Annotated in this window: 26 protein-coding genes; 11 read left to right on the top strand and 15 right to left on the bottom strand. The window is 69.2% G+C overall.

What is annotated here, in order from left to right:
- Positions 1-39: 39 nt before the first annotated feature.
- The 6 genes from OMP43_RS07070 (at position 40) to OMP43_RS07045 (ending at position 7,429) form a co-directional block, all read left to right on the top strand.
- Positions 40-762, top strand: a complete 723-nt coding sequence (locus OMP43_RS07070) for an enoyl-CoA hydratase/isomerase family protein (RefSeq protein WP_280279024.1) — start codon at positions 40-42, stop codon at positions 760-762.
- A complete protein-coding gene (locus OMP43_RS07065) occupies positions 759-1,460 on the top strand; it encodes an N-formylglutamate amidohydrolase (RefSeq protein WP_280279023.1) in 702 nt (233 codons plus the stop codon). Before OMP43_RS07070 ends, OMP43_RS07065 begins: the two co-directional genes overlap by 4 nt.
- 1,203 nt (positions 1,461-2,663) lie before the next feature.
- Positions 2,664-4,385, top strand: coding sequence for a dihydroxy-acid dehydratase (gene ilvD, locus OMP43_RS07060; protein ID WP_280279022.1), 1,722 nt, complete (start codon positions 2,664-2,666; stop codon positions 4,383-4,385).
- 103 nt (positions 4,386-4,488) lie between these two features.
- Positions 4,489-4,836: a hypothetical protein gene (locus OMP43_RS07055; protein ID WP_280279021.1), complete on the top strand. Its 348-nt coding sequence runs from the start codon at positions 4,489-4,491 to the stop codon at positions 4,834-4,836.
- On the top strand, positions 4,833-6,248 hold the full coding sequence (locus OMP43_RS07050) for an NAD(P)H-hydrate epimerase (RefSeq protein WP_280279020.1): 1,416 nt from the start codon (positions 4,833-4,835) through the stop codon (positions 6,246-6,248). The genes OMP43_RS07055 and OMP43_RS07050 overlap by 4 nt, the downstream gene beginning before the upstream one ends.
- Entirely contained in the window at positions 6,239-7,429 is a 1,191-nt protein-coding gene (locus tag OMP43_RS07045) for a class I SAM-dependent RNA methyltransferase (protein ID WP_280279019.1), read from the top strand. The genes OMP43_RS07050 and OMP43_RS07045 overlap by 10 nt, the downstream gene beginning before the upstream one ends.
- A gap of 13 nt (positions 7,430-7,442) precedes the next feature.
- Here OMP43_RS07045 and truA read toward each other — a convergent pair whose 3' ends face one another.
- Both truA and fmt read right to left on the bottom strand, forming a co-directional pair.
- Complete coding sequence (gene truA / locus OMP43_RS07040; protein ID WP_280279018.1) at positions 7,443-8,198, bottom strand: tRNA pseudouridine(38-40) synthase TruA; 756 nt, start codon at positions 8,196-8,198, stop codon at positions 7,443-7,445.
- Complete coding sequence (gene fmt, locus OMP43_RS07035; protein WP_280279017.1) at positions 8,195-9,133, bottom strand: methionyl-tRNA formyltransferase; 939 nt, start codon at positions 9,131-9,133, stop codon at positions 8,195-8,197. Before fmt ends, truA begins: the two co-directional genes overlap by 4 nt.
- Before the next feature lie 292 nt (positions 9,134-9,425).
- On the opposite strand from fmt, the gene recR reads away from it, so the two are divergent.
- From recR to OMP43_RS07020, 3 genes are all read left to right on the top strand, one after another.
- A complete protein-coding gene (recR, locus tag OMP43_RS07030; RefSeq protein WP_280279016.1) occupies positions 9,426-10,022 on the top strand; it encodes a recombination mediator RecR in 597 nt (198 codons plus the stop codon).
- Positions 10,023-10,269: 247 nt separating this feature from the next.
- Positions 10,270-10,797 (top strand): peptide deformylase, encoded by a 528-nt coding sequence (gene def / locus OMP43_RS07025; protein ID WP_280279015.1) that lies wholly within the window; start codon positions 10,270-10,272, stop codon positions 10,795-10,797.
- A gap of 199 nt (positions 10,798-10,996) precedes the next feature.
- Positions 10,997-12,271, top strand: coding sequence for a DNA recombination protein RmuC (locus OMP43_RS07020; protein WP_280279014.1), 1,275 nt, complete (start codon positions 10,997-10,999; stop codon positions 12,269-12,271).
- A gap of 112 nt (positions 12,272-12,383) precedes the next feature.
- Here the strand turns inward: OMP43_RS07020 and OMP43_RS07015 are convergent, their stop codons facing one another.
- From OMP43_RS07015 to OMP43_RS06980, 8 genes are all read right to left on the bottom strand, one after another.
- Complete coding sequence (locus OMP43_RS07015) at positions 12,384-13,079, bottom strand: META domain-containing protein (protein ID WP_280279013.1); 696 nt, start codon at positions 13,077-13,079, stop codon at positions 12,384-12,386.
- Between the two features lie 74 nt (positions 13,080-13,153).
- A complete protein-coding gene (locus OMP43_RS07010) occupies positions 13,154-13,954 on the bottom strand; it encodes an RNA methyltransferase (protein WP_280279012.1) in 801 nt (266 codons plus the stop codon).
- Positions 13,955-13,987: 33 nt separating this feature from the next.
- The gene (locus OMP43_RS07005; protein ID WP_086129566.1) at positions 13,988-14,260 is read right to left on the bottom strand and encodes an HPr family phosphocarrier protein; all 273 of its coding nucleotides are present in this window, start codon (positions 14,258-14,260) and stop codon (positions 13,988-13,990) included.
- Complete coding sequence (locus OMP43_RS07000) at positions 14,257-14,664, bottom strand: PTS sugar transporter subunit IIA (protein ID WP_086129567.1); 408 nt, start codon at positions 14,662-14,664, stop codon at positions 14,257-14,259. Before OMP43_RS07000 ends, OMP43_RS07005 begins: the two co-directional genes overlap by 4 nt.
- 1 nt (position 14,665) lies before the next feature.
- Positions 14,666-15,595: an RNase adapter RapZ gene (rapZ, locus tag OMP43_RS06995; protein WP_280279011.1), complete on the bottom strand. Its 930-nt coding sequence runs from the start codon at positions 15,593-15,595 to the stop codon at positions 14,666-14,668.
- On the bottom strand, positions 15,592-16,017 hold the full coding sequence (locus tag OMP43_RS06990) for an aldolase (protein WP_280279010.1): 426 nt from the start codon (positions 16,015-16,017) through the stop codon (positions 15,592-15,594). The genes rapZ and OMP43_RS06990 overlap by 4 nt, the downstream gene beginning before the upstream one ends.
- On the bottom strand, positions 16,017-17,597 hold the full coding sequence (locus OMP43_RS06985; RefSeq protein ID WP_280279009.1) for a stimulus-sensing domain-containing protein: 1,581 nt from the start codon (positions 17,595-17,597) through the stop codon (positions 16,017-16,019). The genes OMP43_RS06990 and OMP43_RS06985 overlap by 1 nt, the downstream gene beginning before the upstream one ends.
- Positions 17,566-18,273: a response regulator transcription factor gene (locus tag OMP43_RS06980; RefSeq protein ID WP_280279008.1), complete on the bottom strand. Its 708-nt coding sequence runs from the start codon at positions 18,271-18,273 to the stop codon at positions 17,566-17,568. The genes OMP43_RS06985 and OMP43_RS06980 overlap by 32 nt, the downstream gene beginning before the upstream one ends.
- Before the next feature lie 175 nt (positions 18,274-18,448).
- Here OMP43_RS06980 and OMP43_RS06975 point away from each other — a divergent pair, with 175 nt between their 5' ends.
- Positions 18,449-20,056, top strand: a complete 1,608-nt coding sequence (locus OMP43_RS06975) for a phosphoenolpyruvate carboxykinase (protein ID WP_280279007.1) — start codon at positions 18,449-18,451, stop codon at positions 20,054-20,056.
- A gap of 105 nt (positions 20,057-20,161) precedes the next feature.
- A complete protein-coding gene (locus OMP43_RS06970; RefSeq protein ID WP_280279006.1) occupies positions 20,162-20,482 on the top strand; it encodes a hypothetical protein in 321 nt (106 codons plus the stop codon).
- A 47-nt stretch (positions 20,483-20,529) separates the two neighbouring features.
- Here OMP43_RS06970 and OMP43_RS06965 read toward each other — a convergent pair whose 3' ends face one another.
- From OMP43_RS06965 to OMP43_RS06945, 5 genes are read right to left on the bottom strand one after another with little or no spacing between them, the layout of a single operon-like run.
- Entirely contained in the window at positions 20,530-22,272 is a 1,743-nt protein-coding gene (locus OMP43_RS06965; protein WP_280279005.1) for a serine hydrolase, read from the bottom strand.
- A gap of 10 nt (positions 22,273-22,282) precedes the next feature.
- The gene (locus OMP43_RS06960) at positions 22,283-23,128 is read right to left on the bottom strand and encodes an AraC family transcriptional regulator (protein ID WP_280279004.1); all 846 of its coding nucleotides are present in this window, start codon (positions 23,126-23,128) and stop codon (positions 22,283-22,285) included.
- A gap of 33 nt (positions 23,129-23,161) precedes the next feature.
- Positions 23,162-23,530, bottom strand: coding sequence for a DUF2809 domain-containing protein (locus OMP43_RS06955; RefSeq protein ID WP_280279003.1), 369 nt, complete (start codon positions 23,528-23,530; stop codon positions 23,162-23,164).
- On the bottom strand, positions 23,530-25,350 hold the full coding sequence (locus tag OMP43_RS06950) for a DUF885 domain-containing protein (protein ID WP_280279002.1): 1,821 nt from the start codon (positions 25,348-25,350) through the stop codon (positions 23,530-23,532). The genes OMP43_RS06955 and OMP43_RS06950 overlap by 1 nt, the downstream gene beginning before the upstream one ends.
- 60 nt (positions 25,351-25,410) lie before the next feature.
- A complete protein-coding gene (locus OMP43_RS06945; RefSeq protein ID WP_280279001.1) occupies positions 25,411-25,860 on the bottom strand; it encodes an NfeD family protein in 450 nt (149 codons plus the stop codon).
- Between the last annotated feature and the right edge of the window lie 86 nt (positions 25,861-25,946).

The raw sequence follows: 25,946 nt of genomic DNA, 5'->3' as shown, positions 1-25,946 counted from the left end.
GCTCTTGACAGCGGCGCCCCGTTCGGGCCGATCCGCGCCATGATCCATCTCACCCGCAACGGCCATGTCGCCACCATCGCGCTCGCCAGGCCCGAGGCGAAGAACGCGCTCCCCACCGCCGCCTGGCAGGCGCTCGCCGCCGCCGCGCGCGACGTGGGCGATGCCCGCGCCGTGATCCTCAGGTCCGACGTGCCCGGCATCTTCTCCGCCGGCGCCGATGTCCGCGAGTTCGAGCGGCTCCAGGCCGATCCGGCGCTCCGCACCCGCTTCCGTGAAGCCATGCGCGAGGGGATCGAGGCGATCGCCGCGCTGCCCATGCCGGTGATCGCCGCGATCGACGGCGGCTGTTTCGGCGCGGCGGTGGCGCTGATCCTCGCCGCCGATATCCGCATCGCCGGCGCCCAGGCCGAGTTCGCGATCACGCCCGCGCGGCTCGGCCTCGGCTATCCGCGCGAGGACGTCGCCCGGCTGGAAGCGCAGCTGGGGCGGGGCATGGCCGCGCTGCTGCTCTTCACCGGCGACAAGCTCCGTCCCGACGAGGTGCACAAGATCGGCCTGGTCGAGCTGAAGACCCGCAAGGCGATCGACACCGCCACCGCCATGGCGAGCGCGATCGCCGGCAACGCGCCGGAGGCGATCCGCCTGCTCAAGCGAACCCTGGGCGGGGAGCGGACCGACCAGGGCTTCGAGGACGCGTTCGGCGGCGCCGAATTCGCCGAGGGCCTCGCCGCCTTCCGCGCGCGCCGGAGCCCGGCCTGGTGAGCGCCGCGGAGATCCTCGAGGGTACCGCGCGCGACATTCTCCTCCTGTGCGACCATGCCTCCAACGCCGTGCCGGCCGACATCGATCTCGGCATCGATCCCGCGCTGCTCGACAAGCATATCGCCATCGATATCGGCGCCGCCGCCGTCACCCGCGCGCTGGCGGCGCGGCTCGGCTGCCCGGCGATCCTCGCCACCGTCTCGCGGCTGGTGATCGATCTCCACCGCGAGCCCGATCATGTCGGCCTGATCCCGCACCGGAGCGACGGCCATTTGATCCCCGGCAACGAGACGGTGGACAAGGCCGCGCGCATCGCCCGCTTCCACGCGCCCTATCACCGCGTCCTGCGCGAGAGCATCCGCGCGCAGCGGCCCAGGCTGATCCTCTCGATCCACAGCTTCACGCCCTGTCTGGAGCATGGCGGCATCGATCGCCCCTGGCAGGTCGGCGTGCTCTACAATCGCGACGTCCGTGCCGCGCGTCCGACGGTGGCGTTCCTCGAGGGGCGGGGCTTCGTCACCGGCGACAACGAGCCCTATTCGGGCCGGCTGCTGAACGCGACGCTCAACCGCCATGCCGAGGGACAGGGCATCCCCTCGGCCGCGATCGAGATCCGCAACGACCTGATCCGCGAGGATGCCGGAGTGGAGGAATGGGCGGGCGTGCTGGCGGATCTGGCGGAGCATCTGCTCGCATAACCGTCGTTTCCCCGCCCCAAGGCCGTCGTCCCGGCCCAAGCCGTCATCGCGGCGAAAGCCGGGATCCCGGGCGGTTCTTTCCCCGCCTTCGCAGGGATGCCGGCTATTGGGCACGCCTTGTCGCAAGGGGATAAGTGCCAAGGCTCGGACTTGAGCTTGGCCGCCTCCGTTATCCCTATCTCGCTGCGCGGACGCTTTCGATACTCTCGATTAGGACGGTTCTCGTGGCGTCGCCGAGATAGCGCTTCATATGGGTGCGGAGGCTGATCCGCCCGCGCAATCGCACGGTGAATCTACCCCAGACTGGCTCGGGCTTTCGCCAACCCGCTGCCTTCCGCGCTGCGGCGTCCAATTGCTCGCATATGTCCCGAAGGCATTTTATGGATGCCCCATCGCCGTCCTGGAGCAGCTTACCGGTCGCATCGCGGCATTGCTCGAACCGGCTATTCTCGAAGTTGGTGAACCAGGTGCAGGTAAGGGCGCGGGGTGCGCCAAAGGCTTCGCCATCGACCTTAAGGCCTTGCCGTCCGGCGGGGGCCGTGAACGCCAGGGCGAGGATAGCCAATTGCCACATCGGGCCATCATATTCGCACGCGCGATGCTTGCAACCTGGCCGTTACCGCCCCCGACGACAGAGGCCGCCGGTGTTCAAGCAAAGGCGCGGAGAATGAAGAAGCTGGTTCGCGCAGAGGCGCAGAGGGCGCGGAGGGGTTCGGTACCGCGCAAGCGGCGCCCTTCATCGCAGGGCTTCCAGGATTCCCGCCGCCGGCGCGGCGCTTTGGGGGGGCACCACCCAATCAGCACATTCCGTCATTCCCGCGCAGGCGGGGATCCAGGGTAATATCGGCCAATCGATGCAATCGCACCCAGGGTCGCCGGAAACGGCGAACCGAGCCCCACGGTCCTTGCTCCTGGCCCTGGATCCCCGCCTGCGCGGGATGACGAGGAAGGGATAGCGGGGATGCCGTCGGAGAATAGGAATACACAACCTGAACTTACCGCGCACGCGGTTCCTCCGCGCTCTCTGCGCCTCTGCGCGAACCACCTTCTTCTCCGCGCCTGCGCGTGAAAGGCGAAGGGCCGCGGACGAGCGGAATCCCCCTCTCTCCCAGGGCGGAGGCAACGGCGCTTCCCCCCCGCGATAATTTCTTTGCGCAATAGTCTTGCGTAAAACCTCCTTCTCGCGACATAGGCTTGCGCATCATGACCCAGCGATTCGACAAGTCCAAGCTCCCCAGCCGCTATGTTTCGGTCGGCGTCGAGAGCGCGCCGCACCGCAGCTATTATTACGCCATGGGCCTCACCGAGGAGGAGATCGCCCGGCCGTTCGTCGGCATCGCCTCGGCCGGCAATGACAGCGCGCCGTGCAACACCACGCTCGACCAGCAGGCGGACTGGTGCCGCCAGGGCGTGAACGAGGGCGGCGGCATGCCGCGCCGCTTCAACACGATCACCGTGACCGACGGGATCGCCATGGGGCATCAGGGGATGAAGTCCTCGCTGGTCAGCCGCGAGGTCATCGCCGACTCGGTCGAGCTTTCGGTCCGCGGCCATTGCTATGATGCGCTCGTCACCTTCGCCGGCTGCGACAAGTCGCTCCCCGGCATGATGATGGCGATGCTGCGCCTCAACGTGCCGTCGATCTTCGTCTATGGCGGCTCGATCCTGCCGGGCCGCTACCAGGAGCGCGACCTCACCGTCATCGACGTGTTCGAAGTGGTCGGCCGCTATGCCGCCGGCAAATGCCCGCTCTCGGAAGTCACCGCGATCGAGAAGGCCGCGTGCCCGGGGCATGGCGCGTGCGGCGGCCAATATACCGCCAACACCATGGCCTGCGTCGCCGAGGCGATCGGCCTGTCGCTGCCGAACAGCAACATGGCCCCGGCACCCTATAAGTCGCGCGAGGAGATCGCGATCGCGGCGGGCCGCCAGGTGATGGAGCTGATCGCCCGCAATATCCGCCCGCGCGACATCTGCACCCGCGCGGCGTTCGAGAACGCCGCCCGCATCGTCGCGGCGACCGGCGGCTCGACCAACGGCGCGCTCCATCTGCCGGCGATGGCCAATGAGGCGGGCATCGATTTCGACCTGTTCGACGTCGCCGAGATCTTCAAGACCACGCCCTATATCGCCGATCTGAAGCCGGGCGGCCGCTATGTCGCCCGCGACATGCACGAGGCCGGCGGCATCTACATGCTGATGAAGACGCTCGCGGCGGAGGGTTTCCTCCACCTCGACTGCCTGACGGTGACGGGGAAGACGCTGGGCGAGAATATCGAGCAGGTGACCTGGAACCCCGACCAGAAGGTGATCTACGACGCCAGGACGCCGATCACGCCCACCGGCGGCGTGGTCGGGCTGCGCGGCTCGCTGGCGCCCGAGGGCGCGATCGTGAAGGTCGCGGGGATGAAGCGCCTCCAGTTCACCGGCACGGCCAAGGTGTTCGAGCGCGAGGAGGACGCCTTTGCCGCGGTCGAGGCCAATGCGATCGAGGAGGGGACGGTCGTGGTCATCCGCTATGAAGGGCCCAAGGGCGGGCCCGGCATGCGCGAGATGCTGTCGACCACCGCGGCGCTCTATGGCCAGGGGCTGGGCGAGAAGGTGGCGCTGATCACCGATGGGCGTTTCTCGGGGGGCACGCGCGGCTTCTGCATCGGCCATGTCGGGCCCGAGGCGGCCGAGGGCGGCCCGATCGCGCTGGTCGAGGATGGCGACGAGATCAGCATCGATGCCGAGGCCGGCACCGTCGACCTCAATGTGCCCGAGGCGGTGCTCGCCGAGCGCCGCGCGAAATGGGAACCGCGCGCGAACGATTATCAGTCCGGCGCGCTGTGGCGCTTTTCCCGGAATGTCGGCCCGGCCTATAAGGGAGCGGTAACGCACCCGGGAGCCAGCGCCGAAACCCATGTCTTCGCCGATATCTAGACCAGATCTCCCTCTCCCCGCGCGTGGGGAGAGGGTTGGGGAGAGGGGCGGCGCGCGGCACGCACTTGCGCTGGCTGCTCTCGCCCTCCTCACCGCCTGCGACATGCAGGTCCGCGACAAGGCGGCGGAGGCGCGCAACGAAGTTCAGGCGGAGAAGCGGGAAAAGGCCGAGGGGCGCATCGAATGCGCGCCGCCGGGGGCCGAGCGCTTCGCCTATGCCTGCACGATCGACCGGGTCCAGTCGCAGGACGGGCTGTTCCTCACCCTGCGCCATCCCGATGGCGGTTTCCGCCGGCTGCTCGTCACTACCGACGGGCGCGGGGTGGTCGCCGCCGATGGCGCGGAGAAGGCGGTGGTGACGCCGCTCGCCGCGAATCTGATCGAAGTCGCGATCGGCGGCGCGCGCTATCGCTTGCCCGCGACGGTGCGCGGCGCCGGGCCGGGCAAATGATCCCGCCCGGCGCACCGATCGTCACCGCCGCCCGGATGCGCGCCGCCGAGGAAGCGCTGTTCCGGCGCGAGCCTCAGCTGGACGTGATGGAGCGCGCGGGCGCCGCCGTGGCGCGCGCGGTGGCGCGCTTCGCCCGGGGCAGCCCGATCCTTGTCCTGGCCGGGCCCGGCAACAATGGCGGCGATGCCTATGTCGCCGCGCGGCTGCTGAAGGCAGCCGGCCATGACGTCGCCGTCGCGGCCGGCGGCGAGCCCGGCACCCCCGCCGCGCGGGCGATGCTGGAGCGCTGGGGCGGGGAAGTGGGCTCGCTCTACCAGGCCCGGCCGCGCCCGGTGCTGGTCGACGGGCTGTTCGGCACCGGCCTAACCCGGCCGCTCGAGCGCGGGATCGCGCCGGTGCTCGCCGAGCTGGTCGCCGCCGCCCGGTTCGCGCTCGCGATCGACCTGCCCTCGGGCCTGGCGACCGACAGCGGCGCCGATCTGGGCGCGCCGCGCGGGATCGACGCGACGCTGGCGCTGGGCGCGCTCAAGCCCGCGCACGTCCTTGGCGCCGGGCTGGAGCGCTGCGGCCAGGTTCTGCTCGCCGATATCGGCATCCCGGTGGAGAGCGACTGGCGCAGCGTCGCCCGGCCGAGGCTTGCCGCGCCGGGGCCGCGCGCCCATAAATATAGTCGCGGCCTGGTCGTGGTGGTGGAAGGCGACATGCCCGGTGCCGCCCGGCTCGCCGCCCATGCCGCCATGGCGGGCGGCGCCGGCTACACGATCCTCGCCTGCCGCGATGAAGGCGGCGGTGGCGGTGGCGGTGGCGGCGGGGGGCCAGACGCCCTGGTGCGCCACCGGATCGCGAATGGCGACGATCTGGCCGATTTCCTCACCGAGAAACGTATCGGGGGAATCCTGATCGGCCCCGGCTTGGGCCGCGATCGCCGCGCCGAGGGGCTGCTCAAGGCCGCGCTGGGCGCCGAACTTCCCCTGATCCTCGATGGGGACGCACTGACCTTGCTGGGAAAATCCGCTACCGCCTGGCTGCAGCGCCGCACCGCCGCGACCTGGCTCACGCCCCATGAGGGCGAGTTCGGCCGCATGTTCGAAGGCGATGGGGACAAGATCTCGCAAACCCTTGCTGCGGCATCGGAATCCCGGGCGACCGTGATCCATAAAGGGGCCGATACGGTGATCGCCGCGCCGCGGGGCGAAGTGCGCGTGCTGGCGGGCGCCTCGTCCTGGCTCTCGACCGCGGGCACCGGCGACATACTTGCCGGCACGCTCGCCGCCCAGGTCGCGACCGGCAATAAAAACGCCGCCGAGACAGCGGTTTGGCTGCATGCCCGCGCTGCCGCTCTTGCAGGGCCGGCCTTCATCGCCGATGCGCTGCCGATGCATCTTCCCCAAGCGATCGCCGAATGTCTCTGAGCGAAGTCCTGAAGGTAGCGGCGCGCGGCGACGGCGTCACCGCCGATGGCCGCCATGTGCCCCTGGCCGCGCCCGGCGACCGGATCGGCGCCGATGGCAGCATCGTTCCCGGCCCACACCACCGCGAGCCGCCCTGCCGCCATTTCCCGACGTGCGGCGGCTGCCAGCTCCAGCATCTCGACGATGCGGCGTGGAGCGGCTTCATCGTCGACCGGATCGCCGGCGCGCTGGCCCAGCACAAGCTCGAGACCGAGATCCGCGTGCCCCAGCTGTCGCCGCCGCGCACCCGCCGCCGCGCCACGCTCCATGCCGAGCGCCGCGGCCGCCAGGTCCATCTCGGCTTCACCGCGCAGGGCAGCCACAATCTGATCGACCTGCAGGAATGCCATGTCCTCGCCCCCGAGCTGTTCGCGCTGCTCGCGCCGCTGCGGGGCCTGCTCGCCGCGCTGCTGCCGGGTTCGCGGCGGATCAACGTCCATCTCGCCAGGGCCGACCAGGGCGTGGACGTGCTGCTCGACGGGCTGGAGGCCGAGGGGCTGGCCGCGGCCGAGGCGATCACCGCCTTCGCCCATCGCCACCAGCTGGCGCGCTTCGCGATGGACGAGGGGCTGGGCCCCACCGCGCGCTGGGAGCCGGATCCGGTCACCATCACGCTGGGCGGAGTCGCCGTGCCGTTCCCGCCGGCCAATTTCCTCCAGGCCACCGCCGAGGGCGAGGCGGCGCTGGTCTCGGCGGTTCGCGAGATCGCCGGCGATGCCGGCACCGTTGCCGATCTGTTCGCCGGGCTCGGCACCTTCACTTTCGCCTTCCCCATGGCCAAGGTCTATGCGGCCGAGGCGGCGCGCGACTCGATCCTGTCGCTCAAGGCCGCCGCAGGCCAGGCCCGCCGGCTGGTCTTCGCCGATCATCGCGACTTGTTCCGCCGCCCGGTTACCGGCACCGATCTCGACAAGTTCGATGCCGTGGTCCTCGATCCGCCCCGTGCCGGCGCGCGCGAGCAGGTGGGGGAGCTGGCCAGGGCCAGGGCGCCGCGCATCGCCTATGTCTCCTGTAATCCCAGCACGTTCGCACGGGATGCGGAGATATTGTGCGAGGGGGGCTATACGCTCGACTGGATCCAGCCCGTCGGCCAGTTCCGCTGGTCGACCCATGTCGAGCTCGCGGCGCGCTTCAGCCGCTAGGGCCCGCGCGATTTCAGGGCGCGGGATCTGGGGGATAGTCCGCCCGCAGGAAGAACAGTCCGTCCGACGGGGCGTTGAGGCCCAGCGCCGCGCGGTCGCGGGCTTCCAGCGCCGCGGTCATGTCCTCGGGGCTCCAGCGCCCCTGGCCGACCAGCACCAGGCATCCCACCATTGAGCGCACCTGGTGATGGAGGAAGGAGCGCGCCGAGGCGAACACGCTGATCCGCTCCCCGTCCTGCACCACGTCGAGCCGGTCGAGCGTGCGCAACGGGCTGTCGGCCTGGCAATGGGCCGAGCGAAAGGTGGTGAAGTCGTGCCGCCCCAGCAGCCGGGCCGCACCCTCGGCCATCAGCCCCGCGTCGAGCGGCGGAATCACGCGCCAGGCAAGGCCCTTCTCCCAGGTGAGCGGCGCGCGCCTTGTTGAGATTCTATATTCATAATGACGGGCAACACACGAGAAACGCGCGTGCCAATCGTCCGCGACCTCGACGCAATCGAGGATCGCCACCGGATTGGGCCGCACCCGCGCATTGAGCGCTTCCATCAGCCGGAAGGCGGTGATCGGCTTTTCGATGTCGAGATGCGCGCGCATGCCGAGCGCATGGACCCCGGCATCGGTGCGCCCCGCCGCCTGCACCGCGGCGCGCTCGCCGGTGACCGCGAAGGCGGCTTCCTCGATCGCCTGCTGCACGCTCGGGCCATGGTCCTGCCGCTGCCAGCCCATGAAGGGCCGGCCGTCAAACTCCACCGTCAGCGCGAAGCGCGTCAAAGCCGGGTCCCCGGCGGAATGGGGAAGCCGCGCAGTAGCTCGGTCACCGTCATGACGCCACGTCCCGCGCGCTGCACGCTATCCGGGCGGATCGCGCCGTTGCCGCAGCCGATCGCCAGCTGCGCGTCCAGGACGAGCCCCGGCGTGGTGCGATAGTGAACGTCGCCCGGATTGTCGGACGCGCTCTGGACATGCGCGGTCAGGATCTTGATGCGTTCGCCGGCATGCTCGAACCAGGCGCCGGGCGCCGGGTTGAAGGCGCGGACCTGGCGATCGACCTGCCGCGCGCCCATGGCCCAGTCGATCCGGGCCTCGGACTTGTCGATCTTGGCGGCATAGGTGACGCCTTCCTCCGGCTGCGGCTGGGCGGGGTAGCGCTCCAGGTCGCCCAGCACCTGCACCATCAGCCGGGCGCCGAGATGCGACAGGCGGTGCGTGAGCACGCCGCTGCTGTCGTGTGGCCCGATCGGCGACCGCTCCTCGAGCCGCACCGGGCCGGTATCGAGCCCGGCTTCCATCTGCATGATGCCGACGCCGGTCTCCGCGTCGCCCGCCAGGATCGCGCGCTGGATCGGCGCGGCGCCGCGCCAGCGCGGCAGCAGCGAGCCATGGACGTTGAGGCAGCCGTGCTTGGGCGCGTCGAGCACCGCTTGGGGCAGGATCAGGCCGTACGCGGCGACCACCGCGACATCGGCTTCAAGCGCTTCGAACGCCGGCAGCGCCTCGGGGTCCTTGCGGAAGGAGAGCGGGGTCCGCACTTCGATCCCCAGTTCCTCCGCTCGGGCATGCACCGGGGAGGGGGTGAGCGCCTTGCCCCGCCGCCCGCCGGCGCGCGGAGGCTGGCTGTAAGCCGCCACGACGTCGTGCCCGGCCTCGACCAGCGCGTCGAGCACCGGCACGGCGAATTCGGGCGTTCCCATGAATATCACTCGCATGGGCGGGTCTCTAGCCGTCCGGCACCTTTCCGTCATCCCCGCGCGGGCCGCGGCGACGATGGCGGCATCGCGCGGAAACGGAGCGATTATCCCCTTCAAGCATGTAGCGCGAAGCAGTTCCCCGGCGAAGGCCGGGGCCCGGTTGCGAAGGCCCCTCGACGGCACTGCGCCCTCGCGCACATGCCGCGACCGGGCCCCGGCCTTCGCCGGGGAGCACATACCTGCTCAAACGGGATAATCGCCGGAAACGGCATGGTTTCCTTTCTGTTCCCGCATGGCTACATTTCCGCCCATGGCATCTCCCGAGATCGAAGCGCTCACCCAGGCCCTGTCGCGACTGCCCGGCCTCGGGCCGCGCTCGGCGCGGCGCGCGGTGCTGCATCTGCTCAAGAAGCGCGAGACGGCGCTCGATCCGCTGTTGTCGGCGCTGGGCGCGGTGAGCCGCAACCTCGCCACCTGCGGGGTCTGCGGCAATGTCGACACGTCGGACCCCTGCCAGATCTGCGCCGATCCGCGCCGGGACGTGCGATCGCTCTGCGTGGTCGAGGAAGTGGCGGACCTGTGGGCGCTCGATCGCTCGCGGCTCTTCCCGGGCCGCTTCCATGTGCTCGGCGGCCGCCTCTCCGCGCTGGAGGGCGTGCGGCCGGAGGATCTGCGCATCGACCGGCTGGTCGCGCGCATCGCCGCCGGCGGGATCGATGAAGTGGTGCTCGCGATGAACGCCACGCTCGAGGGCCAGACCACCGCCCACTATATCGCCGAGCGGATCGAGACCTATCCGGTGCGGGTCACCCAGCTCGCCCATGGCCTGCCGGTGGGCGGCGAGCTCGACTATCTCGACGAAGGCACGCTGGCCCAGGCGCTGCGCGCGCGGCGGCCGGTGGCCTGAAATCCGTTCACGCGAAGGCGCGGAGATTTTTGTTCGCGCAGAGGCGCAGAGAGGTTCCGCTCGCGGTGAGCCTGGGCGCCGCGTCAGCGGCAGGATCGTGGAAACCCTGGGATGGGAGGGGCGCCGCTTGCGCGGCGCTGAACCCCTCTGCGCTCTCTGCGCCTCTGCGCGAACCACCTTCTTCTCCTCCGCGCCTTCGCGTGAACCAAATCTTGCGACACACGCCCGGCCAGCCTAAATTAGACCGATGGCCATTCTACCCATCGTCGAAGTACCCGATCCGCGCCTGCGCCTCATCTCCGAACCCGTTGCGGAGGTGACCGACGAGTTGCGCGACCTGATCGCGGACATGTTCGACACCATGTACGACGCGCCGGGCATCGGCCTTGCCGCCATCCAGGTGGGCGTGCCGAAGCGCGTGATCGTGATGGATCTCCAGGAAAAGGAAGACGAGGAAGGCAAGCCGATCCGCGAGCCGCGCGTCTTCATCAATCCCGAGATCCTCGATCCGGCCGAGGAACAGTCCGTCTATACCGAAGGCTGCCTGTCGATCCCGGAGCAGTTCGCCGATGTCGAGCGCCCCGCGCGCTGCCGGGTGAAGTGGCTGGACGAGAAGGGCGGCGCGCACGACGAGCTGTTCGAGGGCCTGCTCGCCACCTGCATCCAGCACGAGATGGATCATCTTCAGGGCATCGTCTTCATCGATCATCTCTCGCGGCTGAAGCGCGACATGATCCTCAAGAAGCTCAACAAGGCGCGCCGCGCCGCGGCCTGAGCCGGCGCATTCCCGTGCAATCGCGAGCCGCGGGCGGAAACGTCCGCGGCTTTTGCGTGGGCGGCGGAAATTCGCGCTGTCCTACGCTTGCCGTTCGAATTATGTTCCGGTGGTGAACGGCCCCGCGCGGGGCATGTGCCCGCTGGGGCAGCCGCGCGCGATGGGGTTAGGGCTTTTGTGACTTTTCGGGAGGCTTGGGTTGGATCTGCTGGCGCTATTGGTTGCGGTCGCCGCGCTCGTCGCCGGGCTCGGCCTGGGCATGTTCCTGGGTGGGCGTCCGGCGGCGCAGATGCGTTCGGAGCGCGATGCCCGTGAGGCGGAGTTCAAGGCCGCCGCCGCCGATCTCGGCCGCGCCCAGATCGAGCTGGCCAGCCTCAAGGCCGAGACCAGCGGCATGGAGAGCCGCTTCGCCGAGCTGGCCCACCGCATCCTGGGCGAATCGCAGAAGAGCTTCCTGGAGCGGGCAGACCAGCGCTTCGCCCAGGCGGGGGAGACCAACGAAGCGAAGATGAAGGCGCTGCTCGCCCCGGTGCAGGAGACGCTGACGCGCTATCAGCAGGGCCTGAGCGCAGTCGAGAAGGAGCGGGTGGGCAGCTATCAGGCGCTGCGCGAGGCGGTGCAGCAGCTCCATGCCGGCCACAGCCAGGTGCGTGACGAGACCGCCAAGCTGGTCAATGCGCTGCGGGCCAGCCCCAAGGCGCGCGGCCGCTGGGGCGAGCAGAGCCTGCGCAACGTGCTCGAGCAGGCCGGCCTGTCGCAGCATGCCGATTTCCAGACCGAGGTTTCGGTTAACACCGAGGACGGGCGGCTGCGCCCCGACGTGATCGTGCGCCTGCCCGGCGGCAAGAAGCTGATCATCGACGCGAAATGCTCGCTCAACGCCTTTCTCGACGCCAGCGAGGCGCATGACGAGGGCAGCCGCGTCGCCCATCTCGCCGCGCATGCCGCCGCGATCCGCCGGCATGCCGAGCAGCTCGGCTCGAAGAATTACTGGGCGCAGTTCGGCGACGCGGCCGATTATGTGATCCTCTACATCCCCGGCGAGCATTTCCTCACCGCGGCGCTGGAGCAGGACGATGCGCTGTGGGAATGGGCGTTCGAGCGCCGCGTGCTGCTCGCCACGCCCACCAATCTCGTCGCGATCGCCCGCACCGTCGCCAGCGTCTGGCGGCAGGAGAAGCTGGCCGAGGAAGCGGCGGAGATCGCCCGGCTCGGCAAGGAGCTGCATTCGCGGCTCGCGACGATGGGCGGCCATGTCGCCCGGATGGGCCGCAACCTCGAACAGGCGACGGGGGCCTATAATGCGATGGTCGGCAGCCTGGAGAGCCAGGTGATGACTCAGGCCAAGCGTTTCGAGGCGCTGGAAGTGTCGAGCGGCGCCAAGGAGATCGAGCCGCTGCCGATGGTCGAGAGCGCGCCGCGCCCGCTCACCAAGCTGGTGACGGGCCCGTCGGACGAGGCGGCGGCGGAATAGCCCGGGGCCTGCCGGGGTTCGGAGCCCGCATTCCCCCTCTCGCCATCCCCGCCTTTGCGGGATGACGAGACCCTGGTCGGATGGCGAGAAGCTGGCCGGGCTTGACCCTGGTTCAGGGCCGGGCGCGGACCAGGGTCATGGTTCGGCCGCGCGCGCCGGTGAGCACCAGCTTGCCGGCGCGGTTGCCCGACACGGTCAGGCGCTCGCCGAGCAGGTCGAGAATGGCCCGCTCCTGCAGGTTCCGACCGCGATCGAGGCAGGCCATCTTGGTGCTGGCCACGCCGCCGATGCTTAGCCGGCCGCGGGCGAAGTCATAGCTGCCGGAGAAGCGGTTGCAGCCCGTGCTGCCCGAGATGCGGCCGTTTTCGAACGCGACCACCGGGCTGGAGCCGCGCAGCACCGGCCGGCCGTCCAGCGCTTCGATCCGCCAATTGCCGTCGATCACGCTCGCGCCGGCCTGGGCACGCGGCTCGCCGCCACAGCCCGTGAAGGTCCGGCCGTCCACCCGGACGGTCACCGTGTCGGGATAGACGCGGTCGCTCATCCCGTCGCTGCACTGGCGGTGGTTGGTGTTCACGTCGATCCGCCGCGTCTGCCAGATCTCGCCGGCGAAGCCGTGGATCACCCGGGGCGTGGGCACGCTCACGGTGGGGCGGCCGGGCGCCTCGAAGCGCATCGTCCGCGCGCCGATAGTCAGGCTCCAGAAGGGCTCGGTGCCCGAAGCGCGATACGCGTCCTGGGCCTGGGCGGTGGCGGGCAGGGCGGTCAGCGCGATCAGGCTGGCGGCGGCGATGGTCGAAATGCGCATGTCTCACTCCTCTTTGTCGCGAGCAATGCGCGGGCCGGGCTGAACGCTCCATGGCCGTAACGATTATCGGGGGTTCAGCTTCGCTGCTGGCCGAGCACTTCATAGGCCATCACCGCGGTGGCCACCGCGGCGTTCAGGCTGTCTGCCTTGCCGAGCATCGGAATCTTGACGAGCAGATCGCAGGCCTCGGCCATGAAGCCGGGCATGCCCTGCGCCTCGTTGCCGGTGAGCAGGAAGGTGGGCGCTTCGTAGCGGGGCGCGCGATAGTCGTGCTCGGTGTCGAGGCTGAGGCCGACCAGCTGGCCAGGGCCCTGGCGCAGCCAGACGAGGAAATCGCCCCAGCCCGCCCGCGCCACCGGCACGGTGAACAGGGCGCCCATGCTCGCCCGCACCGCCTCGACCGAGAAGGGGTCGACGCAATCGTCGATCAGGATCAGCCCGCCGGCGCCCACCGCATCGGCGGTGCGCAGGATGGTGCCCATGTTGCCCGGGTCGCGCAGCCGCTCGGCGACCAGCCAGATGCCCGCCCGGTTCCGGTCGAGATCTGCCAGGGTGACCGCGAACTCGGGATAGACGCCCACCACCGCGCCGGGATTGTCCTTGCCCGAGAGCTTGGAGAGGATGTCGGCATTGGTCTCGATCGCTTCGCCGCCGGCCGCCTCGGTGGCGGAGACCAGCGCGCGGACCAGGGCATGGCCAGCCATGTCGCGGGCGAAGAACAGATAGTGCGGGACGCGCCCGGCCTCGTGCGCCTCGGTGAGGATGCGCAGGCCCTCGGCCAGGAACAGGCCTTCCTCGCGGCGATGCTTCTTGTCGCGCAGGTTGCGGACGCGCTTGATGAGGGGATTGGAAAAGGCAGTTATCTCGCGAGGCATCGGCGATGCCCTAATGCCAATTTCCGCCCGAGGCTATTCCTCGTTGAACCGCGCCTCGACCAGCGCGACCAGCGCCTGGACCGCGCCGTCCGCGCCATCGCCCTCGGCGCTGATCGAGATGGTATCGCCCTTGGCGGCGCCGAGCATCATCAGGTCGAGGATCGAAGTGCCCGAGGCGGTGTTGCCGTCCTTCTCGACAGTGAGTTCGACCGGCTGGGCGGTGGCGAGCGTCACGAAGGCCATGCTGGCGCGCGCGTGCAGGCCGCGCTTGTTCTCGATCGTGACCATGCGGATGCAGCGGTTCAAGCGGCGGCCTCTCCCAGCACTTCGGATGCGATGGTGATGTATTTCCGGCCGGCATCGCGCGCCGCGGCCACCGCTTCGGTGACCTTCATCGTCTTGCGCGCGCTACCCAGGCGAATCAGCATCGGCAGGTTGATCCCGGCGATCACCTCGACCCGGCCCGCTTCCATCAGCGAAATGGCGAGGTTCGAAGGGGTGCCGCCGAACAGGTCGCTCAGCACGATCACGCCCCGGCCCGAATCGACGCTCTTGATCGCCGCGGCGATATCCGCGCGGCGACCTTCCATATCGTCCTCGGGCCCGATGCAGATCGAGGCGACCTGCTCCTGCTTGCCCACTACATGCTCCATCGCGACTACGAACTCCTCCGCGAGTCGTCCGTGCGTCACGAGCACCAAACCGATCATCTCAAACTCCGCCCCCTGCCGTGGTCACCGGGGCCCCCTCCAGCGAGTCCTGCGGCGCGGTCTTCGTATCACGATGCGTCACCGTGAGCGAAAAACCCGCGTCGCGCAACCGCGCGGCCATCCGTTCGGCGACATGCACCGAGCGGTGGCGGCCTCCGGTGCATCCGAACGCTATCGTAACATATGCCTTTCCCTCGGCCTGGTAGCGCGGGAGCAGCAGGAGCAGCAGCGACTCGATCTGGGTCATCGCCGCCGGATATGCCGGGTCGGCCGCGATATAGGCGGCCACCCGGGGATCCTTGCCGGTGCCCGGGCGCAGCTCCGGATCCCAATGCGGATTGCGCAGGAAGCGCATGTCGAACACCAGATCGGCATCGCGCGGCAGCCCGCGGGCGAAGCCGAACGAGACGACCGAGATCACGGTATCGCCCAGGCCCGCGCCCGAAAAGGTGGTGCGGATCTGCTGGGCGAGTTCGTTGGCGCTCAGGTCGGTCGTGTCGATCAGCCGGTTCGCCCAGCTGCGAAGCGGGGTGAGCAGCTCGCGCTCGTGCGCGATTCCGTCCTGCGCCGGGCGGTCCTGGGCCATCGGATGGCGGCGGCGCGTCTCCGAATAGCGCCGCTCCAGCTCGGCGCCCGAGCATTCGAGGAAGAGCGTGCCGACGTCATGGCCATGGTCCTCGCGCAGCTTCTTGATGCGGCGGACGATGTTCTCCGGATCGAAGCCGCGCGTCTGGGTACCGATGCCGATGGCCAGCGGCCGATCGTCGTCGGCATCGCCCGGCGCCGTGTCGAGCAGGCGGTTGAGCAGCAGCAGGGGCAGGTTGTCGACGGTCTCCCAGCCCAGATCCTCGAGCGTGCGCAGCACCGTCGACTTGCCCGCGCCGGACATGCCGGTGACGAGCAATATCTGTTTCGGGCGCTTGCTCGTCATGCGAACGCCTTCAGCGCATATTCGACCTTGATCGGCGCGGCCGGCTCGTTGGGAGCGAGCGCGATCACCGGCACGTCGACGCCGGCGATGCGCTGGGTCCGCCGGTCCTCGGGCAGGCGCGGCGCGGTGTCGAGCACCACCGCGATCAGCGCCACCGGCACTTCGGCGAGGCTGGGGAGCTCCACCGCGCCGATGCCGCGGATCTCGATGCGGCCGGCGGCGCCCGCGGGCGCCGTGCCGCGCAGCTCGGCGCCGCGCCGCACGCAGACGGTGCGCGTATCGGCCACCAGCGTGGCGCCGCGATCCAGCAGGCGGAGCAGCAGGTCGGTGCGCTGCGCCTCGTCGCGCGCCTCGATCAGTACGCCGCGCCCGTCGATCGCCACGCAGGCGCCCATAATCGCTTCCGAGGACAGCTCCGCCATCAATTGCGTCCCGTCAGTGGCAGTCGCACCACGAATCGCGCCCCGCTCAATCGATCCTCCCGCGATTCGACTGAAATGCTCCCCTGATGGCCCTCGACGATCGTGCGGGCGATGGCAAGCCCCAGGCCGGAATGCTGGCCGAATGCCTCGTCCTGCGGGCGCACCGAATGGAAGCGGCGGAAGATGTTGTCGCGCGCTTCCTCGGGCACGCCGGGGCCCTCGTCCTCCACCCGGACGGTGAGATAGTCCTCATCGCTGGATGCCGAGATCGCGATCAGGCTCCTGGGCGGCGAGAAGGAGATGGCGTTCTCGATCAAATTCTCGAACACCCGCTCCAGCCGCGCGCCTTCGCCGAGCACGGTGAGTTCGACATTGGGCCCGCGATCGAAGGCGATGCGGATGCCGTTCGGAATGCCGCGGGCCTCGCGCTGGTCGAGCAGCGCCTGGATCATCGCGCCGATATCGACCGGCTCGAAGGTGGCGCGGCTGAGCTGGGCATCGAGGCGGGAAGCCTCGGAGATGTCGGTGATCAGCCGGTCCAGGCGCAGCACGTCGTCGCGCACGATCTCGAGCAGCTGGTCGCGATGTTCCTTCTTCTTCACCGCCGCCATGCCGTCCACCGCCGAACGCAGCGAGGCGAGGGGGTTCTTGAGCTCGTGCGTGACGTCGGCGGCAAAGGCCTCGGTCGCGTCGATCCGGGCGCGCAGCGCCTGGGTCATGTCGGACAGCGCGCGGGCGAGCAGGCCGATCTCGTCGCTCCGATCGGGCAGGCGGGGCACCACCACTTCGCGCGCCCGGCCCAGCCTTACCCGGATCGCGGCCCGCGCGAGCAGGCGCAGCGGCCGCACGATCGTGCGCGCCAGGAACAGCGAGAGCAGGATGGAGAAGACCGAGACGAACAGCAGGACCATGCCCAGGCGGAAGCGCTCGGCCCGCACCGTCTGGGTGATGTCGCGCGCGTTCACCGTGGTCATCACCACGCCCAGCTCGGTGATCGGCGCGGCGGCGGTGATCACCGGCGTGCGATCGGGCGCGCGCCAGACGGTCGCCGGAGTGCCATGGGCTGAGAGGGCGGTGCGCACGTCCGGCCAGTCGAGCCCCTGGTCCGCCGGCCGCTCACGATAGAGCGGCGCACGGTCGGCTCCCGCCACCGTGTCGATCACCGCATCCAGGAAGCGCGCCGCCTCCAGCCCCCAGGGGTCCTTGTCCGGATCGCGCAGCACCACGTTGCGCAGGCCCAGCGCCTTGCTGTCCGCGAGCAATTTCCCCTTTTCGTTGAACAGGCGGATGCGCGTGCCGGTGTCGCGCGCCAGGCTGAGCACCAGCAGGTCGCGGCGCTTCTCGTCCTTGGCGGAGGCCAGGGCCTGGGCGATCAGCCGCACCTCGCGCCCGGCCTGCTCCACCCGGCTGTCCACGATCCGGCTGCGATAGGAATCGAGATAGGAGAAGCCGCCGCCCAGCAGCGCCAGCGCGAAGATGTTCACCGCGAGGATGCGCGGCGTCAGGCTGACGCGATTGGACCATTTGAGCGCGAGGTCGCGCTCGTCCCTATTCGTCCGAGAACCGGTAGCCCGCGCCATACAACGTCTCGATGGCGTCGAACTCCGAGTCGACCTGCCGGAACTTGCGGCGCACGCGCTTGATGTGGCTGTCGATGGTGCGGTCATCGACATAGATGTCGTCCTGATAGGCGGCATCCATCAGCTGATTGCGCGTCTTCACGATGCCCGGGCGCTGCGCCAGCGTCTCCAGGATCAGGAACTCGGTGACGGTCAGCGTCACGTTGATGCCGTTCCAGGTCACGCGGTGGCGCGCCGGGTCCATGGTGAGCCGCCCGCGCTCCAGCGCCTCGGCGGTCACTTCCTCGCCCCCTTCCGCGCTGGGCTGCGTCGCTTCGGTGCGGCGCAGGATCGCACGGATCCGCGCGATCAGCAGCCGCTGGCTGAACGGCTTGGCGATATAGTCGTCCGCGCCCATCGCCAGGCCGAGCGCCTCGTCCAGCTCGTCGTCCTTGCTGGTGAGGAAGATCACCGGGATGGTGCTCTTCTCGCGCAGCCGGCGGAGCAGCTCGAGCCCGTCCATCCGCGGCATCTTGATGTCGAGCACCGCCAGGTCGGGGGGATTGTCGATCAGTGCCTTCAGGGCGCTTTCGCCGTCCGAATAGACGCGTGTGAGGAAACCCTCGGTCTGCAGCGCGATCGAGACGGAGGTGAGGATGTTGCGGTCGTCATCGACCAACGCGATCGTTGCGGTCATGCTTGTGCGGCACTCGGATCCATTGAATCCGTGGCGTAACCGAAAGTTCTTTGCCGCTCAATCGGCTGACAACGTTTACTCGGGTTGACCCCCGTCCGGCTGAGGTCCAAGGCCGCGCAATATTATTGCACCGGAGGGCAACAATCCGGGCAAGCACTTGGAGACGGAGGCTAATTTGACCGAGCGCACGCCGCGCCATGGTCTCGATGCCATGGGCATCGGGACGGACGCCGACATCATCTGGAACCTGGAGACCGCGCAGCTCGTCGAGCATGCCGTGCGCCGCGGCGAGGGCAAGCTCGCCCAGGACGGCCCGCTGGTCGTCACCACCGGCAAGCACACCGGCCGTTCGGCGAAGGACAAGTTCATCGTCCGCGACGCCACTACCGAGGACAGCGTGTGGTGGGGCAAGGTCAACAAGGAGATGAGCCCGGCGCATTTCGCCGCCCTCAAGGCCGATTTCCTTGCCGCGCTGGCGGATCGCGACACGCTCTTCGTGCAGGATCTCCATGGGGGCTCGCAGGCCGAGCACCGTGTCAACGTGCGCGTGATCAACGAGCTGGCCTGGCACAATCTGTTCATCCGCACGATGCTGGTACGTCCGCCGGCCGGGGACCTTGCCGGCTTCGTGCCGGAATACACGATCGTCGACCTGCCGAGCTTCCGCGCCGATCCGGAGCGCCATGGCTGCCGCAGCGAGACGGTGATCGCGGTCAGCTTCAGCGAGAAGCTGATCCTGATCGGCGGCACCGCCTATGCCGGCGAGATGAAGAAGAGCGTCTTCGGGCTGCTCAACTATCTGCTGCCCCAGGACGGCATCATGCCGATGCACTGTTCGGCCAATATCGGCGCGAACGGCGATACCGCGGTGTTCTTCGGCCTGTCGGGCACCGGCAAGACCACGCTCTCGGCGGACGCTTCGCGCACGCTGATCGGCGACGACGAGCATGGCTGGTCGGACACCGCCGTGTTCAACTTCGAGGGCGGCTGCTATGCCAAGATGATCAACCTCTCGGCCGAGGCCGAGCCGGAGATCTTCGCCACGACGAAGCGCTTCGGCACGGTGCTCGAGAATGTCGTGATGGACGAGGAGAGCCGCGCGCTCGATCTTGCGGACAACAGCCTCGCCGAGAACAGCCGCGGCGCCTATCCGATCGACTTCATTCCCAACACTTCCGAGCGCAATCTCGGCCCGGTGCCGCGCAACATCATCTTCCTGACCGCGGATGCCTTTGGCGTGATGCCGCCGATCGCCAAGCTCACGCCCGATCAGGCGATGTATCACTTCCTCTCGGGCTATACCGCCAAGGTGGCCGGCACCGAGATCGGCGTGACGGAGCCCGAGGCGACCTTCTCCACCTGTTTCGGCGCCGCCTTCATGCCGCGCCATCCGGCGGTGTACGGCAATCTGCTCAAGGAGCGGATCGCGAAGGGCGGCGTGGATTGCTGGCTGGTCAATACCGGCTGGAGCGGCGGGCGCGCCACCGATCCGGGCATCAAGCGCATGCCGATCCGGGTGACTCGGGCGCTGCTCAATGCCGCGCTCGACGGCAGCCTGGCCCAGGCGGAGTTCCGCAAGGATCCCAATTTCGGCTTCATGGTGCCCATAGCGGTGCCGGGGGTGGACGGCGCGATCCTCGACCCGCGCGCGGCCTGGGCGAACAAGGCGGACTACGACGCGACCGCCGGCAGGCTGGTCGACCAGTTCGTCGAGAATTTCGCCCAGTTCGCCGACCATGTCGATGCGGGCGTGCGTGAGGCGGCGCCTAAGGTTTCGGCCTGATCCGTCGCGCTTTTCCCGGCCGGATGCCGGGGGAAATTGTGGGCGCCCGCGCCAAGCTGTGCTAAGCCTGCTCCCGTTCCGACCATTCGTAACGGGAGCAAGCATATGAGCATTCTCGACGGCATTCTCGGCCAGGTTTCGCAGAACGTGGACGTGGCCAATCTCGCGGCCAAGGTCGGGCTTTCGCCCGAGCATGTCGAGCAGGCGGTGCAGGCGCTCGCCAAATTCCATCCGATGGACACCGACACCGCCGAAGGCGCCGCCTCGGCGACCGGGCTGCCGGTGGAGAAGCTCCAGGAGATCATCGGCCATATCGGCGGCGAGGGTTCGCTCGGCCGCTTCTCGCAGCTGATGCAGGAGGGCGGCGAGGGCGTGCTCGGCCAGCTCGGCGGCCTCGCCTCGGGGCTGTTCGGCACCAAGAGCTGAGATCCGCGCGGGCTCGCCCGGCATCCGGCCGGGCGAGCCCGCGTGTTTCAGCGTATCGCCGGCAGGATATGGTCCGGCGTGTATTTCTCCTGGGGCACGTACATCACCTTGTCCCCGTAATTGCCGCCGAAGATCGCGACGACCAGGTCGAGCTTCGGCACCACGATCACCACCTGGCCGCCATTGCCCGCCGCATAGAAGGCCGGCAGCTTCGTGCCCCGCCAGGGCAGGTCGATCCCCCACCAGAGATAGCCATAGTGCAGCCCGCGCAGCTCGCCGCTCGGGGCGGTGGAGCGCCGCACCCAGTCGGCGCTCAGGATGCGCTTGCCCCGCCAGGTGCCGCCGTCGAGCATCAGCTGGCCGAGCTTCATGAAATCGCGCGGCCGGAACTGCGCGCCGCCGCCCATATAGGGCTCGCCGGTCGGCTGCAGGTTGAGGGCATAGGGCCCGAACTGCATCGGCCGGGCGATCAGCCGGTCGAAGCTCTGCTCCAGCGGCTCGCCGGTCACGCGCGCCAGCACGCCGCCGGCAAGGTTGGGATTGGTGCTGCAATAGACGCGGCTCGCCCCCGGTGCCGCGACCATCGGCAGGTCGAGCGCATAGCGATACCAGTCCGGCTGGGCCTCCTGGTCCTGCATCACGTCCTCATTGCCCGGGGCCTTGGGATCGCGATCGTCGCAGTGGAACCCCGATGCCATGCCGAGCAGGTCGCCCAGCGTCATCGCCCGCTTGCGCGGATCGAGATCGGCGGGGAGCGCCTTCTCCATCGTGGCATAGACCGGCGTTTCCGGCCCGATCCGCGTGCCTTGCTGCATCGCCGCGCCGATCAGCACCGAAGTGAGGCTCTTCGCGGCCGAGCGCGTGTCGTGCAGGGCATCGCCGTCGGTGCCGTGGAGATATTCCTCGAGCACCAGCCGGCCGTGGCGGGCGATCAGCACGGCATGGATATCCTGGGCGTGGACCGAGTCGATCGGCTGGTCGATCAGCATCTGGACGAAGCGCTCGATCGCCGCGCGGTCGATCCCTTCCGCCGCCAGCGTCGAGACCGGCCAGCCGTCCTGCCTGGGCAGCGGCGCGCGATAGGCATAGGGCGCCGTGAGGCCGGGGCGGGGATAGAAGTCGCTCAACGCGCCCGCCGGCTCGAAATCATAGCTGTTGCCGCGCCCGGGAATGGCGATCGAGAGCAGGCGGTTGCCGGCATCGAAGCTGCCGGTGGCGATTTCCACTTCCTCGGCCGCGCCGCCGGGCTTGCCGAGCAGCCGCACATGGCCGTCCTTCAGCTCGACATGCCTGAGGTCGACGTTGCGGCCGATATTGCGGTCCGGATTGCGCAGGAACACGCCGAGCCGCCCATCCGCCTCGCGGTCGATCTTCAGATAGAGCGTGAAGGTCTCGTCGAGCGGCCGCACCTCGCCGCGCCACAGCGACGGGCCGGCGGCGGCGAGCACTACCGGCGTCGCATAGCGCATGCCGCCGGTGACGCTCCGGGGCTGGATCCAATGGCCGCGGATGCGGTCGCCCTCGATCCGCCCGCGAAAGCCGCCCCGCTCGCCCGCCAGCGTGAAGCGCAGCGTGTCGCCCGCCTGCGTCACCGCCGCCTCGCGTCCGGCGATTTCGGCCCGCCAGCCCGACGCATCCCGGACCAGGGTGAGCGTGCCGCGCACATCCGGGCCGAAGCGCTTCTTCGCGACCCAGAGCCCGACGAGATCCTGGGCCGCACCCTGCGCGGCGAGGGGAACCGGGAGGGTCATTGCGGCGGCGAGCAGGACGGAGAGGAAGGCGGTACGCATCGAGACCCTTTCATCGGTTGGGTCCGCCGCTCTGCGCGGGCGGCGCGCCACCGTCTTGTATCCGCGCAACCTCGCGCCGCCAGCGGGCCGGCGTGGCGCTGAACGCGTCCCGGAAAGCGTGGCTCAGATGCGCCTGATCGACAAAGCCCGTGGCATAGGCCACTTCCGCCAGCGAGGCGGTGCCGCGTCCCAGCATGGCCGCCGCCCGTTCCAGCCGCCGCCCGCGCAGCAACTCGCCCGGGGTGCAATGGAGATAGCGGCGAAAGACGCGGGCAAGGTGCACCGGGTGCACCCCCGCCTCGCGGGCAAGGTCGGCGACGCATAGTTCCGGGTCGTCGGCGGTGAAGCTCATCTCGAATACCCGGCGCAGCCAGGAAGGCGGCCTGGCGGCACGTCGCGCCTCGTCGGACGAGAGCGGCTGCACGCTGGCGACCAGCTGGTGCGCGCGCCCGTCAAAGGCGAGGGGAGAGGGCGCCGCGCGGTCGAACTGCGCCGCGACGGCGTGCGCCGTCCAGATCGCATAGGGATCGAGCACCCGCACCGCCGGCCCTTCGCCGCGCGCATATCCGCCCGAGATGGCGAGGAAGCTGCCCTGGCCGTTATGGAACCGGTCGCGGTGCGTGGTGCCGGGCGGGTTGAACACCAGCAGCGGCGTGCGCGAGACCGGGGGCGCATCCCTGGCCGAGGATTTATACGCGCCCGAAAGGACGAGCACGAAATGCGCCTCGTCATGCGTGTGCGTCTCGACCTCGTGCTCGGGCGCCGTGGCGGCGAGGCGGTGATAGGTGAAGCCGCCGATCGCGCGATAGGCGGGGCCGTCGCCCCAGAATTCATGCCGCGCCCGCCGCAACGCCACCGTTTCCAGCCCCCTTGTGGTTCGCCAACTGTATTAGTTCGGCAATACTCTTCGATCAACCGCCAGCGCGATCCCGGCGCCCGCGGCATAGGCGAGGAAATCGAGCCACTCGAAGCTGCCGCCGAGCACCACCGCGACGACCCGGTTGCCGCGCAGCCCGAGCAGGTCGAGGATATGGATCGCCTGGCCGAACTCGATCAGCGCGCCGATCGCGAAGGCCGCCGCCGCGGCGGGCAGGGGCCGGATCGGCAGCACCGCGCGCAGGCTGCAATGGACGAGGATCACCGCCAGCACATCGCCCAGATAGGGCCGCACGAAGCGATCCCGGACATGGAGCGCGATCAGCACTTCCACTCCCAACAGCAGCGCCGCGACGATCGCATGGCGCGGGCGCCAGGCCATCAGCCCTTGCGTTCGGCGATGTGCCGGTCGATCACATGGCCCAGCACGGTCATCGGCACATTGCCGCCCAGCACCACCGCATCGTTGAACGCGCGGAAGTCGTAGCGCTCGCCCAGCGCGGCCTTGGCATGGTCGCGCAGGCGATTGATCTCGCTATGCCCCACCTTGTAGCCGCATGCCTGGCCCGGCCAGGAGCAATAGCGATCGACCTCGCCCGAGACTTCCTCCACCGACGAGCCATTGGCGGTGACGAACCAGTCGATCGCCTGCTGCCGGGTCCAGCGCTTGGCATGGAGGCCGGTATCGACGACCAGCCGGCAGGCACGAAAGCCGAGCGACTGGAGATAGCCGAGCTTCTCCGCCGGATTCTCGGCATAGACGCCCAGCTCGTCGGCCAGCTGCTCGGCATAGAGCGCCCAGCCTTCCGAATAGGCGTTGAAGGCCAGGATCGAGCGGATCAGCGGCATCCGATTGGCATATTCGCCCTGCCAGACATGGCCGGGAATCGCTTCGTGATAGGCAAGGTCGGGCAGGCTGAAGCGGGTGTGCAGGCTGGTGGTGCGCAGGTTGATCCAGAACTTGCCCGGGATCGCGCCGTCGATCGATCCCGCGCCGCCATAGGCGCCGGGCGCGCCGGGCTCCTCCTCGGGCGGCAGCCGCTTCACTTCGACATTGCCCTTCACCAGCGTGTGGAAGGCCTGGGGCATGCGGCCGCGAATGTCGGCGATGCGCTCGTTGAGGAATTTGAGGATCTCCGCGCGGCCCGGATCGCCCTCGGGAAAGGCGAAGCGCGGATCCTTGGCCAGCGCCTCCATCCGCGCGCCGACCGGGCCCTGCGAATAGCCCTGCTTCTTCAGGATCGCGTCCATCTCGGACTGGATCTTCGCCAGCTGGTCCAGGCCCATCTGATGGACTTCGTCGGGCGTCATCGCCGTCGTGGTGCCGGCGCTCAATGCCCAGGCATAATAGGCGTCGCCGTCCTTGAACTTCCACACTCCGGCATCGCTGGTCGCGCGGGCACGATGCTTCTGCAATTCGGCGATCTGCCGGTCGAGCGCGGGCGCCAGCCTGTCCTTCGCGAGCAGCCACGCACGCTCGCCGAAATCGCCGTCCATGCCCGCGGTGCGATTGGCGACCGAGGTGACCACGCCCCAGCCGGCGGGATTGCCGCTGCGGGCCAGCCGGATCTGCTTCAGGCATTTGTCGAGCAGGAAGTCGGGCGCGATCACGCCCCGGGCCGCCGCGCGCTTGAGCCGCTCGGTTTCGCCGTCGACCTGCTCGGCATAGCTCTCCAGCCGGTCGAGATAGGCCTCGCCGTCCTCCGGCGTCGCGATCTGGTGGTCGCTGTCCAGCATGCGCGGCAAGTCGAGGAACGCACCGACATTCTGGACCACGACATAGGGCGAGTTGCGCCAGCTGCCGGTGGCCACGTCGCCATAGCCGAAGGCGAAGCCCTTGAGCGCGTTGGAGAAGCTCGCCTGGATCACGTCGACATGGGTGCGCATCGCCGGGCTCAGCGCGTTGGTGTCGAGCTTCGCCAGATCGGCCAGCCCCTTTTTCAGATTCGCCGCGATCCGCGCCTGGCCCTTGACCGAGCGATCCATCAGCTGGTGCTTCAGGTTCGCGCGCTTGTCCTTGTCGACGCCCAGCGTGGTCGCCGTCTCGGGATAGTCGCGCAGCATCTGCTCGGCGATCCGGTCGATCAGCGCCTGGGCCGGCGCGTCACTATCGGCCAGCAGCGCGCGGGCCCCGGCGGGCGTGCCGGCGATCGCGAGCGTCGAGCCCGCGCCGAGCAGCAACTGGCGGCGAGTGGTGTTCATTCGGAATTCCTCGAAACGGCGGTCATCCCCGCCGGCGCGGGGATGACGAAGAAAGAGACATCAGGCAGGCTCGACGTCGAGCGAACCGCCCCGGCCGCCGATGATGCGGACCTGCGCGCCCACCGGCGCATCCGGGCCGCTCGCCAGCCATTCGCCATCGCCCACCTTCACCCGGCCCTGGCCCGATACGATGGGCTCGACCACGGTTACCACCTGGCCGATCAGCCGGGCGACGCGATCGTTGAGCAGCGGATCCTGGCTCGGTACCGGATTGGCGCGATACCAGCGCCGCCCGACCGCCACCGCCGCCGCGGAGGCGCCCGCGAACAGGAACACTTCGAACACCAGGTCGAATGCCGGCACCAGCAGGGTGACGATGCCGGTGACCGCGGCGCCGGCGGCGATGAAGACCAGGAAGATGCCCGGCGCGAGCAGCTCGGCGATGGCGAGCAGCGCGGCGAGGATCAGCCAGGCCAGGCCCGGCACGGCGAGCAGTTGATCGAAGTTCATCTCAACTCTCCTGAGGTCCGAACGGCCGCGGGCGCGACGGGGCCGTTCGGACCTCAGGAGAGTTGAGATGAACTTCGATCAACTGC

This window comes from Sphingomonas sp. CBMAI 2297 (assembly GCF_029870595.1).
GTDB lineage: Bacteria > Pseudomonadota > Alphaproteobacteria > Sphingomonadales > Sphingomonadaceae > Sphingomonas.
This window is presented reverse-complemented; position numbering and strand designations above follow the sequence as displayed.

Coding starts and splice junctions, on each gene's coding strand:
- OMP43_RS06970 (WP_280279006.1), top strand. CDS start 20,162: ATGAGCATTCTCGACGGCATTCTCGGCCAGGTTTCGCAGAACGTGGAC.
- OMP43_RS06985 (WP_280279009.1), bottom strand. CDS start 17,597: ATGGCGCGGGCTACCGGTTCTCGGACGAATAGGGACGAGCGCGACCTC.
- OMP43_RS07050 (WP_280279020.1), top strand. CDS start 4,833: ATGATCCCGCCCGGCGCACCGATCGTCACCGCCGCCCGGATGCGCGCC.
- OMP43_RS06990 (WP_280279010.1), bottom strand. CDS start 16,017: ATGGCGGAGCTGTCCTCGGAAGCGATTATGGGCGCCTGCGTGGCGATC.
- OMP43_RS06955 (WP_280279003.1), bottom strand. CDS start 23,530: ATGGCCTGGCGCCCGCGCCATGCGATCGTCGCGGCGCTGCTGTTGGGA.
- fmt (WP_280279017.1), bottom strand. CDS start 9,133: ATGCGAGTGATATTCATGGGAACGCCCGAATTCGCCGTGCCGGTGCTC.
- OMP43_RS06965 (WP_280279005.1), bottom strand. CDS start 22,272: ATGCGTACCGCCTTCCTCTCCGTCCTGCTCGCCGCCGCAATGACCCTC.
- OMP43_RS07070 (WP_280279024.1), top strand. CDS start 40: ATGATCCATCTCACCCGCAACGGCCATGTCGCCACCATCGCGCTCGCC.
- OMP43_RS06980 (WP_280279008.1), bottom strand. CDS start 18,273: ATGACCGCAACGATCGCGTTGGTCGATGACGACCGCAACATCCTCACC.
- OMP43_RS07010 (WP_280279012.1), bottom strand. CDS start 13,954: ATGCCTCGCGAGATAACTGCCTTTTCCAATCCCCTCATCAAGCGCGTC.
- OMP43_RS07045 (WP_280279019.1), top strand. CDS start 6,239: ATGTCTCTGAGCGAAGTCCTGAAGGTAGCGGCGCGCGGCGACGGCGTC.
- OMP43_RS06945 (WP_280279001.1), bottom strand. CDS start 25,860: ATGAACTTCGATCAACTGCTCGCCGTGCCGGGCCTGGCCTGGCTGATC.
- ilvD (WP_280279022.1), top strand. CDS start 2,664: ATGACCCAGCGATTCGACAAGTCCAAGCTCCCCAGCCGCTATGTTTCG.
- OMP43_RS06950 (WP_280279002.1), bottom strand. CDS start 25,350: ATGAACACCACTCGCCGCCAGTTGCTGCTCGGCGCGGGCTCGACGCTC.
- OMP43_RS07000 (WP_086129567.1), bottom strand. CDS start 14,664: ATGATCGGTTTGGTGCTCGTGACGCACGGACGACTCGCGGAGGAGTTC.
- def (WP_280279015.1), top strand. CDS start 10,270: ATGGCCATTCTACCCATCGTCGAAGTACCCGATCCGCGCCTGCGCCTC.
- OMP43_RS07015 (WP_280279013.1), bottom strand. CDS start 13,079: ATGCGCATTTCGACCATCGCCGCCGCCAGCCTGATCGCGCTGACCGCC.
- OMP43_RS07055 (WP_280279021.1), top strand. CDS start 4,489: ATGCAGGTCCGCGACAAGGCGGCGGAGGCGCGCAACGAAGTTCAGGCG.
- rapZ (WP_280279011.1), bottom strand. CDS start 15,595: ATGACGAGCAAGCGCCCGAAACAGATATTGCTCGTCACCGGCATGTCC.
- recR (WP_280279016.1), top strand. CDS start 9,426: ATGGCATCTCCCGAGATCGAAGCGCTCACCCAGGCCCTGTCGCGACTG.